The sequence below is a fragment of the Herbaspirillum robiniae genome (assembly GCF_002213415.1).
Taxonomy (GTDB): Bacteria; Pseudomonadota; Gammaproteobacteria; order Burkholderiales; family Burkholderiaceae_D; genus Herbaspirillum; species Herbaspirillum robiniae.
This window is the reverse complement of sequence record NZ_NJGU01000001.1, coordinates 1,001,842-1,016,812: the sequence shown is the minus strand read 5'-3', so window position 1 is coordinate 1,016,812 and position 14,971 is coordinate 1,001,842. Positions and strand designations below refer to the sequence as shown.

Here is a 14,971-nt window from a genome sequence, read left to right as displayed (position 1 = left end):
GGTGACGCCTCTGGCGCTCTGGCTTTCCCTTTCTTCTTTTCTTTCCTTCCCCCCGATGCCGCTTTCTTGCCCGATGCCGGTCAGGAAGTGAATGTCCTTTTGTTTCAATGACTTGAGTCGCTTGTTAACGCCTTTTCCACAGGCTTGCCACCAGAATGTGTGGATATCCGCCGGGACGGCCAGGCGGGCTGCGCCGTTCCGGCGGCGGCGGTTTTTTGCCGGGTCGGACGCCTGCTCCTGCTGCGCAGATGAAAAGTGCTTTCCTATCAATGACTTGAGGCGCTTGTTAACGGTTTTTCCACAGGCTTGCCACCAAAAAATGTGGATATCCCGGTGCGACGCCGGCGCATCTGGAGACCCAAGAACGGCCTGGCCTAGCTGCCGTCCGGCTGCCTGCTATTTGACGCGCTTTGCTGCGCGCGCGGAAAGTCGTTTCAGATCAAGGGCTTGTCTTGCTTGTTCAGTGCTTTTCCACAAGCTTGCCACCAATAAATGTGGATATGTCATGGCAGGTCGCGACCAGGCCATGCAGCTCCGAAGCCCCGTTTTTTCGCCGTTTGACTGTTTTTTGCCCGGCTTTGCGACGCCGGCACAAAGCGCTTTCCAATCAAGGGCTTAAGTGACTTCTTAAGGTGATGTCCACAGGCTTGCCACCAAAATATGTGGATAGTTGTGCGGGCGCCGGGGAGGAACGTTGGCGTGGCGCGAGAGTGCTCTCCTTCACCGGGGCCTGCCTGTTTTTTGCCGCGTCCTGCCGCGCGAGGGAAAAGTGCTTTGCGATCAATGACTTGGAGCGCTTGTTAACGGCTTTTCCACAGGCTTGCCACCAAAAAGTGTGGATATGTGCGGGATCGGAGGGCGGGCGTTCGAGAGGAATGGCGGGCGATTTCGCCTCGCCGGGACGAGTTGCCTGTTTTTCGCCGCATCTTGTCGCGACATTGAAAAGGCCTTTGCGATCAAGGACTTGCCTGGCTTGTTAAGGCCTTGTCCACAGGCTTGCCACCAAAATCTGTGAATAAGCGTGGGGCGGGGAAGGGGAGGCGCCGGCCCGCTGCCCGGGGCCGGCGCATGGAGAGGGGAGGCTTCAGCCGTTGTTGTCCGGCGCGGTGTAGGGCTCGACCTTGACCGCCGTCATGCTGTAGCCGGAGGCGCCCATCGACGAATCCGAGCGCTCGACCTTGATCACGCCGCTGATCCATACCGCGTCCATGGTGCGCACGTCCTTGACGGCCTTGGCGCTCTTGACGTGGATGATCTGGTTGGCCGGCGGCGGCGGCACGTGGATGCAGGCGCCGAAGTAGGGCACCAGCAGGAATTCCTTGAGCGCCTCGCCTTCGCGGTCCAGCGAGACCACGAAGCCCGGCAGGCGCACCGCGCGGCCTTCCATCGCGGTATCGACCGGCGCCTGCTTCCAGTATTTTTTGGCCTTCCACAGCGCGGCGTCGGCGCGCGGGTCGTCGTCCTGCATCTGGTCCAGCTTCAGGCCCTTGAACGGCGCCATGGCGTCCCAGTCCTTGGGGATCAGGCTTTCCCAGGCGATTTCCTGGTAGCCGTTGACGGTCTTGCCGGAGGCCTTGTACGGCTGGTCGGTGTCGGTCACGCTTTGCCTGAGGTGGTCGCCCACCTGGTAGGGGCCGCCGGTGGCGGCGGCCACGCCGTCGACCGTGCTGCCGCCGTCGGCGCGGGCGGTGACCGCGGGTACGCTGCTGGCCAGCGGCTGGCCGGCGGCCGTGGCGGCGTTGGCGGGGTTGGTGACGGGGGCGGCATCCTTGTCGTCGCCGGAATGCGCGGCCAGGCGCACGCCGGTGCCGACGAGCAGGCCGGCGGCGACGATGCCGCCTATCCAATAGAGGGTTTTCATAGCAGGACTCGGTGTTCAGATTCTCGGGGTAAGGCCGTCGGACAGGCTCAGCCTGTAGGCGCGCAGTCCCGGCAGCAGGCTGGCGGCGAAACCGGCGACGACGGTCCAGAGCAGCAATTGTAATTCTCCGGCGGCAGGCCACGCAGGCTGCAGCGCGATGCCGAACTGCGAGGCCAGCGTGGGACCCAGCGCCAGCAGCAGCACGGTCAGCAACAGCACGCCCAGCGCCACGCCGGCCAGCATCACGCCCAGGCCTTCGACCGACAGCAGCAGGAACACATCCCACGGCCGCGCGCCGACCGAGCGCAGGATGGCGAGCTCGCGCCGGCGCTCGCCCAGGCTGGCGAGGATGGCCGCCACCAGCCCGGCCAGGCCGACCACCACCACCATGCCGGACACCACCAGCAAGGCGTTCTCGCCGATGCCCACGACGTCCCACAGCTGGTCCAGCGCCACGCCGGGCAGCACCGCCATCAGCGGTTCGCGCAAGCCCTCGCCGTCGGCGATGTCGCGCTGCAGGGCGAACACGCGGGCGCGGCTCTTCAGGCCCACCAGCACGGCGGTGATGCTCTTGGGGGTGAGGTCGAACTTTTTCACCAGGTTGGCGGCGATGTGCAGGCCGGGCAGCGGCGCGCCGCCTTCCCAGTCGAGGTGGATGGCTTCCATGCCGTCCAGCCCGATGTGCACGGTGCGGTCCACCGGCGTGCCGGTGCGCGCCAGGATGCCGGTGACGACGAAGGGCTTGTCGGCGTGCTGGGCCAGTTGGGCGCCGCCCATGCCGTGCGCCAGCACGATGTGGTCGCCCAGTTTGTAGTGCAGCTTGTCGGCCACCTCGGCGCCGAGCACTGCCTCGAATACCTCGGCGAAAGGCCGGCCCTGCGCCAGTTGCAGCGCATGGCCGTCGCCGTAGTGGAAGTGGCGGAAATAATCGCCGTTGGTGGCCAGCACCGGGAAGCCGCGGTGCGAGTCGCCCAGCGAGATCGGGATGGTCCAGGCCACGGCAGGGTTGCGCGCCAGCGCCTGCGCGCTGTCCCAGCCCATGTTGTTGGTGGCGCCGCCGATGCGGAAGATGGCGTACAGCATCAGCTGGATCGGGCTGGTGCGCGCGCCCACCACCAGGTCGGTGCCGGACACCGACTGCGAGAAGCCGGCGCGCACTTCATGGCGCACCCGTTCTATGCCCAGCAGCATGGTGGTGGACAGGGCAATCGCCAGCAGCATCAGGCCCAGCGTGAAACGGCGGTTCCAGGCGCTCTTGGCGGCCAGGCGCAGCAGCAGCTTCATGCAGACTCCTCGGGCGCGGCCGCGCGGTTGATCTGTTCCAGTGCGATGCGCCGGTGGAAGCGCTCGGCCAGGCGCAGGTCGTGGCTGACGAACACCAGCGCGGCGCCGCCGTGGTCGCACTCGCGCTGCAGCAGGTCGAGGAAGGCTTGCTGGCGGTTGCTGTCCAGTGCCGAGGTGGGCTCGTCGGCGACGATGATCTCGGGCCGGCCGATCAGCGCGCGCGCCGCCGCCACCCGTTGCTGCTGGCCGATCGACAGCTGCGTGACCGGCCGCGTCCATAGCGAAGGCGCCAGGTCGAGCGCGGCCAGCAGCGATTGCGCAGCTTGCTGCAGGCTGCCGCCCTGCTGCAGGGCGCGCTCGCGGCGCAAGGCGGAAAACTGGCAGGGCAGCAGCACGTTGTCGGTAATGGAGAGATAGGGCAGCAGGTTGAACTGCTGGAAGATGAAGCCGATGTGGTCGACCCGGAAGCGGTCGCGTCGCGCGGCAGGCAGGTCCTGCAGGGCCTGCCCGAGCACCGCGACACTGCCCGACTGCGGCGCGACGATACCGCCGATGGTGGCCAGCAGCGTGCTCTTGCCGCTGCCGCTGGGGCCGCTGACGAACACGTGCTCGCGCGGCGCCACCCGCAATTCGTCCAGCGCCAGCGCGGGATGCGGCTGGCCGGGCCAGGTGAAGCTGAGGTCGCGCAGGCTGATCGCGCTGCTGTCTTGCTGAGGCTGGTTCATGTCGGGACTTGCTGCGGAAAATCTGGTGATGCGCGCATCTGATGCCGATGCTGATACCGGGCGGGACGGCGACGGCCAGGGACATGCTCGGGAGCAGGGGCGATGATACCCCGGCATGCTGTCAACGGCCTGACTCCCCAGCCAGGACGCCGCAGCGCGGCCCGATCAGTTGATCGGAATGGCGCTGTTGCCCGGCGCCAGCTGGAAAGCGGCCTGCTTCTTGGGCGTGGCCAGTTGCACATCGATGCGCTGGAAGCCGGGGAAGGCGCGGAACAGGCCGGCCACGTCCACCGTATTGAGCGCGCCGGGGCTGGCGCAGACCAGGGTGAAGTCGCCGTCGAGGTCGGCGTGGCCGTCATTGGGCGCGGCTTCGGGCGTGGTGACCGCCTTCTCGCCCAGGAGCGCGGGCGGCAGCACGGCCGATTCCAGCTGCACTTCGGCCGGCTTGCACTGGGCGGCGGCGTCGGTCACGAAGATGCGGGTGACGTCGCGCAGCATCTTGGCGGCGGCTTCCACGGTGTCCTTGTCGCGGGTGGAGGTGGCGGCATGCTCGAAGCCGACCAGGTTGATCAGCGGCGAGTCCAGGTGCAGCGTCAGCGTATTGCCTTCCAGCGCCACGTCCAGCTTGCCCACGCCGTGCACGTGGGCCGGATGGTTGCCGTGGTGATCATGGCCGTCGGCCGCCAGCGCGGGCAGGCAGAGCAGCGGGGACAGCAGGAGGGGCAGGGCTTTGGTCAGGCGGGACATAAGCGTTTTTCCGTATTGTTGTCGCGGGACAAGGTGCGTGGATGCTGCATGGATGGAACGGCTCAAACTCGGCATTGTGAACCCGGGCCGCAGAAAAATTCAGTCTTGTTACATTCTGCAACAGGGTTGCATTATAATTCGGTCTTTCCCAATTTTTGCAACAGGGTTGCGAATGCTGGCGCAACGGCCGGGCTACATATTGCCGCTGCCGCCGCGTTCGGGCCCTGTTGCTTCTACTTACTTAGTCAGGTTCTCGCCGTGTCGGTTCTTTCCCGTTTGTTGATGAAGCAGGGCGTGCTCGCCAGCCCCTGGTGGCAGCGCGTGCTCGCGGTGCTGCCGATATGCCTGCTGCTGTGGCTGGGCGTGATGTGGGCGCTTGGGGAGGGCTGAACATGGATGCCGTCATGAGCGATGTGATTTCGCTGGAAAACCTGACCGTCAGCTACCGCCGCCATCCGGCGCTGCACCACGTCAACGGCGCCTTCGCGCGCGGCTCGCTGACGGCCGTGGTCGGCCCCAACGGCGCCGGCAAGAGCACGCTGCTCAAGACCATGCTGGGGCTGGTGCGCTGCAATGGCGGGCGCGTCGTCACCCACGTCGATGCGCACCGCATCGCCTACCTGCCGCAGCAGGCCGAGATCGACCGCAGCTTCCCGATCAAGGTGCTGGATTGCGTGCTGCTGGGCTATTGGCAGGCCAAGGGCAACTGGGGCGGGATCGACGCCAAGATGGCCGAGCGCGCGCGTCGCGCCCTGGCCGCGGTCGGCCTGGACGGCTTTGCCGGGCGGCCGGTGTCCAGCCTGTCGGTGGGGCAGTTCCAGCGCGTGCTGTTCGCCCGCATCCTGCTGCAGGACGCCGAGGTGATCCTGCTGGACGAACCCTTCAACGCCATCGACTCCCGCACCACCGGCGACCTGCTGCGCATCATCTCGGCCTGGCATGCGGAGCGCCGCACCGTGATCGCGGTGCTGCACGATCACGACCAGGTGCGCCGCGCCTTTCCGCAGACGCTGCTGCTGGCGCGCAACGTGGTGGCCTGGGGCGATACCGCGGACGTCATGTGCGAAGACAACCTGCTGCGCGCGCGCGCCATGGCCGAGGCGGTGGACGAACACGCGGACATCTGCGAAGTCAGCGAAAGCGAAGTGCTGGCGCTGTCGCGCCTGCATGACGATCACGCCGGCCATGCGCACGCCCACCCGCATCAAGGCCATCATCATGGCGCCGGCGAGAAGGGCGGCCTGCAATGACGCTGTGGTCCGCTTTCCACCAGTTCGCTATCGAGCCTTTTCAGGAATTCTCCTTCATGCGCCGCGCCCTGGTGGCCGCCTTCGCGCTGGCGCTGGGCAGCGCGCCGCTGGGCGTGCTGCTCACGCTGCGCCGCATGAGCCTGTTCGGCGAAGCGCTGAGCCATGCGGTGCTGCCGGGCGTGGCGGTGGGCTTCATCTTCTTCGGGTTGTCATTGCCGGCGCTGTCGATCGGCGGTTTCGCCGCCGGCGTGCTGGTGGTGGCGGTGGCCGGCTGGATCAGCCGCCATACCGAGCTGAAGGAAGACGCCAGCATGGCCGCCATCTACGTGGTGGCGCTGGCGCTGGGCGTGATCCTGATCTCGCGCCACGGCACCCAGCTCGACCTGTTGCACATACTCTTCGGCAACGTGCTGGGCGTGGACGGCGAGGGCCTGCTGCTGATCGCCGGCGTGGCCAGCGCCAGCGTGCTGGCCATCGCGGCGCTGTACCGCGGCCTGCTGCTGGAGAGTTTCGACCCCGGCTACATGGCCGTGGGCGGCGGGCGCAGCGGCGGGGCCATCTACCAGCAGATCTTCCTGATGCTGGTGGTGCTGAACCTGGTGGCTTCGTTCCAGACCCTGGGGACCCTGATGGCGGTCGGCCTGATGATGCTGCCGGCGGTCTCGGCCCGGCTGTGGCACGACACCCTGCCGGCCCAGCTGTGCAACAGCGTGCTGCAGGCGGCCATCGCCGGTTATGCCGGGCTGCTGATTTCCTACTACGCCTCGGTGCCGTCGGGCCCGGTGATCATCGTCTGCGCCGGCGTGCTGTATGCCGCCTCGCTGCTGCTGGCGCCGCGCGGCTGGCTGCCGCGCCTGCTGCGCCGGCCGCACCTGCAGGGCTGAACCCCTTTTCGTTTTTCGCTTCCGGAGTCCGCATGAACCTGCTTCGCCCGTTTTCCCTCCTGCTGGCCGGCCTGTCGCTGGCGGCAAGCGTTTCCGCCAGCGCCGCCGAGCGCATCCCGGTGGTCGCCAGTTTCAGCATCCTGGGCGACATCGTCGCCAATGTCGGCGGCGAACGCATCGCCGTCACCACCCTGGTCGGGCCGGACGAGGACGCCCACGTGTTCCAGCCGGCGCCGGACGACATCAAGGCGGTGTCGCGCGCCAAACTGGTGGTGGTCAACGGCCTGGGCTTTGAAGGCTGGATGGAGCGCCTGGCGCAGTCGGCCAACTACCGCGGCGCCATCGTCACGGCTTCGGCCGGCATCAAGGCGCGCGAGCGCGCCGACGACGACCATGATGAGCACGGCCATGAAGGGCATGACCATCACCATGGCAAGGATGACCCGCACGCCTGGCAGGATCCGCAGAACGTGATCGTCTACGCGCGCAACGTCGCTGCCGCCCTGGCCAGGCTGGATCCGGCGGGCGCCGACGCCTATCGCAAGAACGGCGAAGCCTATGTCGCCAAGGTGCAGGCGCTGGACAGCTGGGCCGCGCAGCAGTTCGCGCAGATCCCCGAAGCCAAGCGTCGCGTGATCACCTCGCATGACGCCTTCGAATACTTCGGCGCGCGCTACAAGGTGCGCTTTCTGGCCGCGCAGGGCGTGTCCACCGACAGCGAGCCCAGCGCCAGGGAAATGGCGGGCCTGATCCGCCAGATCAAGGCCGAGAAGATCAAGGCGCTGTTCTTCGAGAACATGGCCAATCCCAAGCTGCTGCAGCAGATCGCGCGCGAAGCCGGCGTCACGGCCGGCGGAAAGCTCTATGCCGACGCCTTGTCCAAGGCCGGCGGCCCGGCGCCGGACTATCTCTCGCTGATGCGCTACAACGTCGGCCAGCTGCTGGAAAAGATCCGCCTCAACTGAGGACCGACAAGCCCCGGTCAAATCGCGTATGCTTGTGGCCTGCGCGCCGGGCCCACGCCCGGCGCGTTTCAACGCACCCCATAAGGAGAAGACAAGCATGAGCACCATCACCGTCGTGGCCATCATCACCGCCAAGCCCGGCAAGCGCGAAGAACTGCTCAACATCGCCCGCGCCAACCTCGCCGCCGTGCGCGCCGAGGAAGGCTGCATCGAATACGGACTGGTCATCGACGTCGACGGCTTCGGTCCCAACCAGGCGCCGATGGGCCCGGACACCTTCGCCTTCGTCGAGAAGTGGACCAGCGAAGACGCGCTGAAGCTGCACTTCACGCTGCCGCACATGGCCGACTACCGTGAAAAGTCCAAGGACCTCATCGCCGACCGCGCGGTGCATGTGCTGAAGTCGGCGGACTGATCCGCCGGCAATCTTCCCCGGCCTCAGGCGCTCAGCCTCAGTGTTCGCCGGGGAAGTCCGCCGGATGCGTATGCTCCGGATCAAAGGCGGAAGCTTGTCCCATCTGCTTTAACCACGTGATGAAGGTCTTCAGCGCCGGGTTCGAATCGGCCGAGCTGCGGTACATCATGTGAAACCCCTCCCCATGCAGCACCACCTCCGGAAACAGCTGGATCAGCCGGCCGTGCGAGAGGTCGTCGTCCACCAGCGCCAGCGTTCCCATGGCCACGCCCAGGTCGGTGGCGGCCGCCTGCAGGCTCAGGAAGAAGTGTTCGTAGACCGTGCCCGGCATCTTCCTGCGCACCGCCACGCCGGCCTTGCCCAGCCATTGCGACCAGGCCGCCGAGCGGCTTGAGAGGTGGATCAGCGGCACCTCGACCAGGTCGCGCGGCACCTTGATCGGATGCGATTCCAGGAAGTGCGGCGAGACCAGCGGCACCGAGACGTCGTCCAGGAAGCGCACGCATTCGTAGCCGCCGCGCTCCAGCGGGCTGCGCCAGATGATGACGTCGAAGGGATCCTTCACGTCCTCGAAGTACTCCGACATGGTGGTCGTCACCCGCACTTCGATGCGCGGGTTGTCGATCTGGAACTGCGACAGCCTCGGGATCAGCCAGCGCATGGCCACCGATGGCGCCGCGATCAGGCGGACCACGCGGCTCTTGCCGGCCAGCGACAGTTGCTCAGCTGCAAGGGCGATCCGGTCCAGGCTGGCTTTGACCTCGGCGTAGAAGGCCAGCGCCGCTTCTGTTGGCTCCACGCCACGCGACTGGCGCAAAAACAACGGCTGCTCGAAGAATTCCTCCAGCGATTTGATCTGCTGGCTGACCGCGCTGTGGGTGATGAAAAGCTCGCTGGCCGCCAGCGTCAGACTCCGCGTCCGGACTGCCGCTTCGAACACCCGGAGGGCCTTGAGCGGGGGTAGGGAGGAGGACATGATGTTAGAAAAACTTATAGTGGTGTCGGAAAATGTTGCTTTGCAAAAGCCAGGGGCGACCTTATTCTTCAATCACCGAAACGTTTATAAGTGAGTAAAGATCATGTCTACCGTTAGTATATTTGTAAAAGATGCCGGTTTTTCTAACAATTTGCGCGCCCTGGTCGAGCTGGCCAAGTTCGCCGTCCAGCAAATCATCGCGGCCCACGCCCTGAAGCCGGTGCGCAACAATGCCGACGAACTGCACGACGCAGCCTACTTCGAAGGCGTCGCCGACCACGTCGAACTGGAAACCCGTCTGCGCCAGCTGGAAAACAGCCACCTGCACGCCGTCTGGAAGCTGCAATCGCAGATCTGAAGCGCCCGCGCGGGCATGGAAGTACCCTCGGGCGAGAAGTTGATCGCGCCATGAGGTCGGTAAGCCAGGCATGAAGCCGCAACGCCATTGAAGCAAGATGTCGGACTCGGAGAGTTCCGGCACCATAGAAAGAGACCGGCTCCGCCAGACCGGAGCCGCGGACGGACCAGATCGATGTCCAGTCCAGACCTGCAGATGCCAGGCGCAGGCAGCCGTTCAGGCTGAACTGCCACTCCCCGCCAAGACCCCGCTGATGCGGGGTTTGTTGTTTTCCGGGCGCGCTTTCATGCGCGCCGCCGCCGCCCCCCGCTTGCGCAGCACATCCTCTTTTCGAAATGACAATGAAATAAGTCGCTGCTATATTGAGCCGCAGAGAAGGGGATTGCCGCCCGCGGCCAACGATGCCGGGGGAATTGCGCAGCGCCGCCGCCGCATCCGTTCATGGATGCGCCGAGCCGGACGCGCGCAGGCGTCGACAACTACAACATGTTCCGTCGTTTTGCTTCATACAGAAGGGGAAAACCATGCTGTCGTCGTTACGCGCGCGTTTGATCGTGATTTGTGTCCTGATCGTGGCGCTCGCCATGATCATTCTCAGTGTCGCCAATATCTTCACCGTCAGGCGCGATACCCTCGCGGCGCTGCAAGCGCAGACCGCCCAACTCACCGACAGCCACGCGGCCAATATCGCCGATTGGGTGCGCAGCAAGCGCACCATCACTGGCGCCATGAAACAGGGGCTCAAGCAGAGCGACCCGCTGCCCATCATCGCCGGCGCCATGGAGGCGGGCGCCTTCGATGACGCTTATATCGGCTATCCCGACAAGCGCATGCTGGCCCTGCACCCGATGCCGCCGGGCTACGACCCGACCGGCCGGCCCTGGTACCTGCAGGCGGTCAACGCCGGCAAGCCGGTGCTGACGTCGCCCTACGTGGACGCCACCACCGGCAAGCTGGTGGTGACCTTCGCCGAGGCCGTCGGCGGCAAGGACAACTTGCAGGCCGTGGTCGGCTCCGACGTGCAGCTCGACAACGTCGTGCGCAATGTGGCCGGCATCAAGCCGACGCCGTCCAGCTTCGCCTTCATCGTCAGCAAGGACGGCGTGATCGTCACCCATCCCAACAAGGAGCTGGCCCTGAAGCCGGTCTCGGCGCTCGACCAGAACCTGAGCGCGCAGTCGCTGGCGAGCATGCGCCAGGGCGGCGAGGCGGTCATCGGCGGCGCCCGGTACCTGCTCTTTGTGCAGCCCATCGAGGGCACCGACTGGTCGCTGGCGGTGGCGCTCGACTATGCCGAAGGCACGCATTCCATCCGGACCCTGATGGGCCTGTCGGCGGTGCTGGCGGTATTGGCCATCGTGGTGGCGGCGGTCCTGCTGACCTTCACCATCACCCGCCTGCTGCATCGTCTGGGCGTGGTGCGCAGCGCGCTGGAAGACATCGCCTCCGGCGAGGGCGACCTGACGCGCCGCCTCGATGCCTCCGGCCGGGACGAACTGGCGCAGATTTCCACCGCCTTCAATCACTTCACCGACAAGATCGCGCGCACGCTGCTGGAAATCCGCCGCGCCAGCGAATCGGTGAAGGTGTCCTCCAGCGAGATCGCCAGCGGCAACATGGACCTCTCGGCGCGCACCGAGCAGCAGGCCGGCTCGCTGGAAGAGACCGCCTCGGCCATGGAAGAACTGACCTCCACCGTCAAGCAGAACGCCGACAACGCGCGCCAGGCCAACCAGCTGGCGGTCTCGGCATCCGACGTCGCGGTGCATGGCGGACAAGTGGTGGGGCAGGTGGTGGAGACGATGAGCTCGATCAATGCGTCTTCGCGCAAGATCGTCGACATCATCAGCGTGATCGACGGCATCGCCTTCCAGACCAATATCCTGGCGCTGAACGCGGCGGTGGAAGCCGCGCGGGCCGGCGAGCAGGGGCGCGGCTTCGCGGTGGTGGCGTCCGAGGTGCGCTCGCTGGCCCAGCGCAGCGCCACGGCGGCCAAGGAGATCAAGCTGCTGATCGACGACTCGGTGCACAAGGTCGAGGCCGGCAGCCAACTGGTGGAACAGGCCGGCTCCACCATGAATGAAGTGGTCGCCAGCGTGCGGCGCGTGACCGACATCGTCGGCGAGATCAGCGCCGCCAGCCAGGAGCAAAGCGCCGGCATCGCCGAAGTCGGCAACGCGGTCACGCAGATGGACGAGGCCACCCAGCAGAACGCCGCACTGGTGGAGCAGGCGGCGGCGGCCGCCAAGTCGCTGCAGGAACAGGCGGCGCACCTGGCCGGCGTGGTGGCGGGATTCAAGCTGGAGGACGAGGGCGGCGCGCACAGGCGCGCGGCGCCGGCTGAAGCGCCCCGCAAGGGACCTGCCGTCGCGGCCCGCAAGCCCGCCGCGACCATCAGCAAGCTGCCGGCCAGGGGGGCGGCGGCAGCAGATGCGCCCCGGCCGGCCGCCGCGCCTGCCCCCGCTGCCGCCGCCAAGGCTGCGCCCGCCAAGGCCAGCGGCGGTGAGGACTGGGAAGAGTTTTGATCCCCGTTGACACGGCACCCGATGTCCGGCCCAGGCCGGACATTTTCATTTCCTCTGCCGTTTTTTTCGTTGCGTGGACGCCATATCTGCTTTCCAGGCGGGTTTTCCCGCCGTTGCTTTCTCTTTTGGCAACGGCGTTGTGCAAGACAATGATGGCTTGACCGGAAAGCGCGGCTGGAACAAGTCTTGCTGCGCCGGTGTTGCGATGCCTTGCCGACCGTAGTTCGCCTGCGGTCGCTTCTCTGGTGCAAAGGAGGTGCGGCAAGTGTTCAAGTTTCGCCTACACATGCAATTGCTGGTGCTGACGGCGGTGCCGCTGCTCGGCTTCCTGGCCTTGTCCGGCTATCTGGTGCGCGACGCCATGTCGACCATGGCGCATATGCGCGAGGCCGCTGCCGGCGTGCGGCACATGCGCGCCAATGACCGCCTGATCAGCGTGCTGCAGGTCGAGCGCGGCCGCAGCAACGGCGTGCCGGGCGGCAGGCGCGGGGCGGATGAAAACGCGTCCGATCGGCGGCAGGAGATGATGCAGGCGCGCCAGCGCACCGATCTCGCGCTGGATTCGGCCGACCTGCCCGCAGCGGCGCAGCCGCGTGAGTTAGTGCGCCGCCTGCGCGCGCAGATCGACAACGCCGGGCTGCCCCCGGAGGCGGCATTCAGGCAATACAGCGGACTGATCGGCGAAGTGATGGCCGACAGCAGCCATCTGCTGCGCCAGATGCAGATGCCGGCGCTGACCGATATGGCCTTCGCTTCCTTCACCCTGACCAGCCTGATCGAGGGCGCCGCACGGGAGCGCGGCCTGCTCAACGGCGTGATCGGCAACGGCGCTTTCGCCAAGGGGGAGCGGGATGGCGTGGCCATCGTCATCGGCACCCAGAGCGGGGATGAACGGCAGTTCCTGCTGTTCGCCACACAGGCCATGCGCGATCGCTACCGCGCCTTGCAGGGCAGCCCGGCATGGAGCCAGGTAGTGGAGACGCGCGCGTCGGCCCTGGCCGGGGCGTTCGCGGAGCTGGACGCGGGCGCCTGGTTCGACATCGCCAGCAAGCGCATCGCGTCGCTGCAGATCTTGCAGGCCGAGCAGTTCGACCTCATCGGCGGCGCGGCCGAGGAGCTGCAGGGCGCGGCGTCGCGGCGCATGTGGCAGACCGTCGCCGCCGCTGGCGTGGCGGCGCTGTTGACGCTCCTGCTGCTGCCGGCGGTCAGCTTGCGCATCCTGCGCAGCGTCGGCGGCGAGCCGCGCGAGGTAGCGGAGATCGCCCGCCGCATAGCGCGCGGCGAGTTCTCGCACGATGTTCCCCTGCGGCCCGGCGACCGCACCAGCATCCTGGCCGCCATGCATCACATGGCCGACACGCTCTCGCGCGTCATGGCCGAACTGCACCGGCGCGCGGGCGCCCTCAGTTCGGCGGCCGGGCAACTCAACAGCGCCTCGATGGCAATCGCCAACAGCACCCAGCAGCAGGCCTCCAGCATCGAGGAAACCTCGGCCGCCATGCGCACCGTCAGCGAGGCCATCTACGAGAACAACGAGCACGCGATGCAGACCGCGAAGATCGCCGAGAAGTCCGACGCCGAGGCCCGCGAAGGCTGCATGGCGATGTCATTCACGGTCGCGGCGATGCGCAATGTCGCGGCGTCCGTGCGCGACGTCGACGAGATCGCCTATCGCACCAACCTGCTGGCGCTCAACGCCGGCATCGAAGCCGGGCGCGCCGGCATGGAGGGGAAGGGGTTTGCGGTGATCGCCGGCGAGGTGCGCAAGCTGGCCGAGCACGCGCAGCAGGCCGCCAGGGACGTGTCGGAAATAACCGGCCAGAGCCTGGACACGGCGGAAAAAGCCGGAGAGATGCTGCACGGCTTGCTGCCCTCGATCACCAGCACCGCGGAGCTGGTCGGGCGCATCAGCGCCACCTCGCAGCGCCAGGCGCGCGACCTGGCGCAGATCAACGCCGCGGTGGAGCAGTTCTCGGGCGCGCTGCAATACAGCGCGGATATCTCGGAACGTCTGTCCGGCACCGCCAAGGAGGTTCACCGGCAGGCGCAGGCCTTGCACGACATGGTGCAGCTGCTTCACCCGGCCGGGGCCGACGACGGGCATGCGGCGCCGGAACAGGGCGGCCCCGCGGGATCACGGGGAGCTGCGGAATCAGGCCTGGCGCAGCGCTAACAGTTGCATGGCGCCGAACAGCTGCTGCATGCCCGCATGTTCGATGAAGCTGAGGTTGTAGGGATGTTCGGCCACGGCGCGCGGGAAGTCTTCCACCAGCGGCAGGCTGTGCAGCTGTTCTGCGATCTTGCCCCACAGGACCAGCGTCGGCAGCGGCGCGGCGGCGGCCCTGGCATGTTCGGCGAGGGCGCGCAGCACCGTCTCGAAGAAAGGTTTCCAGGCTTTGGCGTCCTTGACCGGCGCCACATGTTCGCGGAACACCAGACTGGCGTTGAGCAGCAGGAAGCCATGGCCCTCGAGGTTGGCCTGCAGGTCGGCCAGGGTCTGGATGGTGCCCTGGGTATCGGCCCGGGCCGCGGCCGAGATGCCGGCCAGCGCGTCGCCGCTGGTGTTGCCGGCCTGCAGGGCGCCGTCCGCCACCAGCAGCATCTTCATGAAGTTGCGCAGCGACGTGGCGCGGTTGACCTGCTTGGACAAGCCCTTGTCCGACCACAGCGAACCTACCGCGCCGTCCATGAAGCACACGCCGGTGGCGCTGGCCGCGCGCGGGTAAGGGCCTTCGCCCACCAGTACATAACGCACCGCGCCGATGGGCTGCCTGAAGGCGGCGAACAGGCGCCCTTCGGTGGGCAGGTAGTGGTCCTGCGCCAGCACGCCGAGATAGGCCGGATCGGCCTTGGCGATCGCCTCCAGGCCGGCGCGCAACGCGGCGTGCCAAGAGGGATGGGCGGTCTGGATCAGGCCCAGCAGGTCGGCGGGCAGGGAAGTGGAGGGCGTGGTCATGGGGAGATTGCGGGTGGCCGTCGTC

The 14,971-nt window shown here is 66.8% G+C and carries 14 protein-coding genes; 8 read left to right on the top strand and 6 right to left on the bottom strand.

All coding sequences use genetic code 11. The features are described 5' to 3' along the window. Positions 1-1,084: 1,084 nt before the first annotated feature. The 4 genes from CEJ42_RS04500 to CEJ42_RS04485 all read right to left on the bottom strand — a co-directional run bounded on the left by CEJ42_RS04500 (position 1,085) and on the right by CEJ42_RS04485 (position 4,617). Positions 1,085-1,861, bottom strand: a complete 777-nt coding sequence (locus tag CEJ42_RS04500; RefSeq protein ID WP_088750126.1) for a DUF3299 domain-containing protein — start codon at positions 1,859-1,861, stop codon at positions 1,085-1,087. 15 nt (positions 1,862-1,876) lie between these two features. Beyond that, positions 1,877-3,145, bottom strand: a complete 1,269-nt coding sequence (locus tag CEJ42_RS04495; RefSeq protein ID WP_079215628.1) for an ABC transporter permease — start codon at positions 3,143-3,145, stop codon at positions 1,877-1,879. Further along, complete coding sequence (locus CEJ42_RS04490) at positions 3,142-3,870, bottom strand: ABC transporter ATP-binding protein (RefSeq protein WP_088750125.1); 729 nt, start codon at positions 3,868-3,870, stop codon at positions 3,142-3,144. Before CEJ42_RS04490 ends, CEJ42_RS04495 begins: the two co-directional genes overlap by 4 nt. A gap of 165 nt (positions 3,871-4,035) precedes the next feature. Next, complete coding sequence (locus tag CEJ42_RS04485; RefSeq protein ID WP_088750124.1) at positions 4,036-4,617, bottom strand: DUF2796 domain-containing protein; 582 nt, start codon at positions 4,615-4,617, stop codon at positions 4,036-4,038. Between the two features lie 258 nt (positions 4,618-4,875). Here CEJ42_RS04485 and CEJ42_RS25365 point away from each other — a divergent pair, with 258 nt between their 5' ends. The 5 genes from CEJ42_RS25365 to CEJ42_RS04460 all read left to right on the top strand — a co-directional run bounded on the left by CEJ42_RS25365 (position 4,876) and on the right by CEJ42_RS04460 (position 8,131). Continuing rightward, positions 4,876-5,007 carry a hypothetical protein gene (locus CEJ42_RS25365; RefSeq protein ID WP_269087228.1) on the top strand — a complete coding sequence of 44 codons (132 nt, stop codon included), beginning with the start codon at positions 4,876-4,878 and terminating at the stop codon, positions 5,005-5,007. 14 nt (positions 5,008-5,021) lie between these two features. Further along, complete coding sequence (locus tag CEJ42_RS04475; protein ID WP_088750232.1) at positions 5,022-5,867, top strand: metal ABC transporter ATP-binding protein; 846 nt, start codon at positions 5,022-5,024, stop codon at positions 5,865-5,867. Beyond that, positions 5,864-6,751: a metal ABC transporter permease gene (locus CEJ42_RS04470; RefSeq protein WP_079215625.1), complete on the top strand. Its 888-nt coding sequence runs from the start codon at positions 5,864-5,866 to the stop codon at positions 6,749-6,751. Before CEJ42_RS04475 ends, CEJ42_RS04470 begins: the two co-directional genes overlap by 4 nt. 32 nt (positions 6,752-6,783) lie before the next feature. Then, positions 6,784-7,716, top strand: coding sequence for a metal ABC transporter substrate-binding protein (locus tag CEJ42_RS04465; protein WP_079215624.1), 933 nt, complete (start codon positions 6,784-6,786; stop codon positions 7,714-7,716). 97 nt (positions 7,717-7,813) lie between these two features. Continuing rightward, the gene (locus tag CEJ42_RS04460; RefSeq protein WP_079215623.1) at positions 7,814-8,131 is read left to right on the top strand and encodes a putative quinol monooxygenase; all 318 of its coding nucleotides are present in this window, start codon (positions 7,814-7,816) and stop codon (positions 8,129-8,131) included. A gap of 37 nt (positions 8,132-8,168) precedes the next feature. Here the strand turns inward: CEJ42_RS04460 and CEJ42_RS04455 are convergent, their stop codons facing one another. Beyond that, the gene (locus tag CEJ42_RS04455; protein ID WP_079215622.1) at positions 8,169-9,107 is read right to left on the bottom strand and encodes a LysR substrate-binding domain-containing protein; all 939 of its coding nucleotides are present in this window, start codon (positions 9,105-9,107) and stop codon (positions 8,169-8,171) included. Positions 9,108-9,210: 103 nt separating this feature from the next. On the opposite strand from CEJ42_RS04455, the gene CEJ42_RS04450 reads away from it, so the two are divergent. The 3 genes from CEJ42_RS04450 to CEJ42_RS04440 all read left to right on the top strand — a co-directional run bounded on the left by CEJ42_RS04450 (position 9,211) and on the right by CEJ42_RS04440 (position 14,163). Then, a complete protein-coding gene (locus CEJ42_RS04450) occupies positions 9,211-9,465 on the top strand; it encodes a hypothetical protein (RefSeq protein ID WP_079215621.1) in 255 nt (84 codons plus the stop codon). A gap of 524 nt (positions 9,466-9,989) precedes the next feature. Beyond that, a complete protein-coding gene (locus tag CEJ42_RS04445; RefSeq protein ID WP_088750122.1) occupies positions 9,990-11,990 on the top strand; it encodes a methyl-accepting chemotaxis protein in 2,001 nt (666 codons plus the stop codon). Positions 11,991-12,255: 265 nt separating this feature from the next. Then, positions 12,256-14,163, top strand: coding sequence for a methyl-accepting chemotaxis protein (locus CEJ42_RS04440; protein WP_129587670.1), 1,908 nt, complete (start codon positions 12,256-12,258; stop codon positions 14,161-14,163). Here the strand turns inward: CEJ42_RS04440 and CEJ42_RS04435 are convergent. Beyond that, positions 14,143-14,946: a uracil-DNA glycosylase family protein gene (locus tag CEJ42_RS04435; protein WP_088750120.1), complete on the bottom strand. Its 804-nt coding sequence runs from the start codon at positions 14,944-14,946 to the stop codon at positions 14,143-14,145. The two genes, CEJ42_RS04440 and CEJ42_RS04435, sit on opposite strands and share 21 nt — an antisense overlap. Positions 14,947-14,971: the final 25 nt, after the last annotated feature.

Coding starts and splice junctions, on each gene's coding strand:
- CEJ42_RS04500 (WP_088750126.1), bottom strand. CDS start 1,861: ATGAAAACCCTCTATTGGATAGGCGGCATCGTCGCCGCCGGCCTGCTC.
- CEJ42_RS04495 (WP_079215628.1), bottom strand. CDS start 3,145: ATGAAGCTGCTGCTGCGCCTGGCCGCCAAGAGCGCCTGGAACCGCCGT.
- CEJ42_RS04490 (WP_088750125.1), bottom strand. CDS start 3,870: ATGAACCAGCCTCAGCAAGACAGCAGCGCGATCAGCCTGCGCGACCTC.
- CEJ42_RS04485 (WP_088750124.1), bottom strand. CDS start 4,617: ATGTCCCGCCTGACCAAAGCCCTGCCCCTCCTGCTGTCCCCGCTGCTC.
- CEJ42_RS04475 (WP_088750232.1), top strand. CDS start 5,022: ATGAGCGATGTGATTTCGCTGGAAAACCTGACCGTCAGCTACCGCCGC.
- CEJ42_RS04470 (WP_079215625.1), top strand. CDS start 5,864: ATGACGCTGTGGTCCGCTTTCCACCAGTTCGCTATCGAGCCTTTTCAG.
- CEJ42_RS04465 (WP_079215624.1), top strand. CDS start 6,784: ATGAACCTGCTTCGCCCGTTTTCCCTCCTGCTGGCCGGCCTGTCGCTG.
- CEJ42_RS04460 (WP_079215623.1), top strand. CDS start 7,814: ATGAGCACCATCACCGTCGTGGCCATCATCACCGCCAAGCCCGGCAAG.
- CEJ42_RS04455 (WP_079215622.1), bottom strand. CDS start 9,107: ATGTCCTCCTCCCTACCCCCGCTCAAGGCCCTCCGGGTGTTCGAAGCG.
- CEJ42_RS04450 (WP_079215621.1), top strand. CDS start 9,211: ATGTCTACCGTTAGTATATTTGTAAAAGATGCCGGTTTTTCTAACAAT.
- CEJ42_RS04445 (WP_088750122.1), top strand. CDS start 9,990: ATGCTGTCGTCGTTACGCGCGCGTTTGATCGTGATTTGTGTCCTGATC.
- CEJ42_RS04435 (WP_088750120.1), bottom strand. CDS start 14,946: ATGACCACGCCCTCCACTTCCCTGCCCGCCGACCTGCTGGGCCTGATC.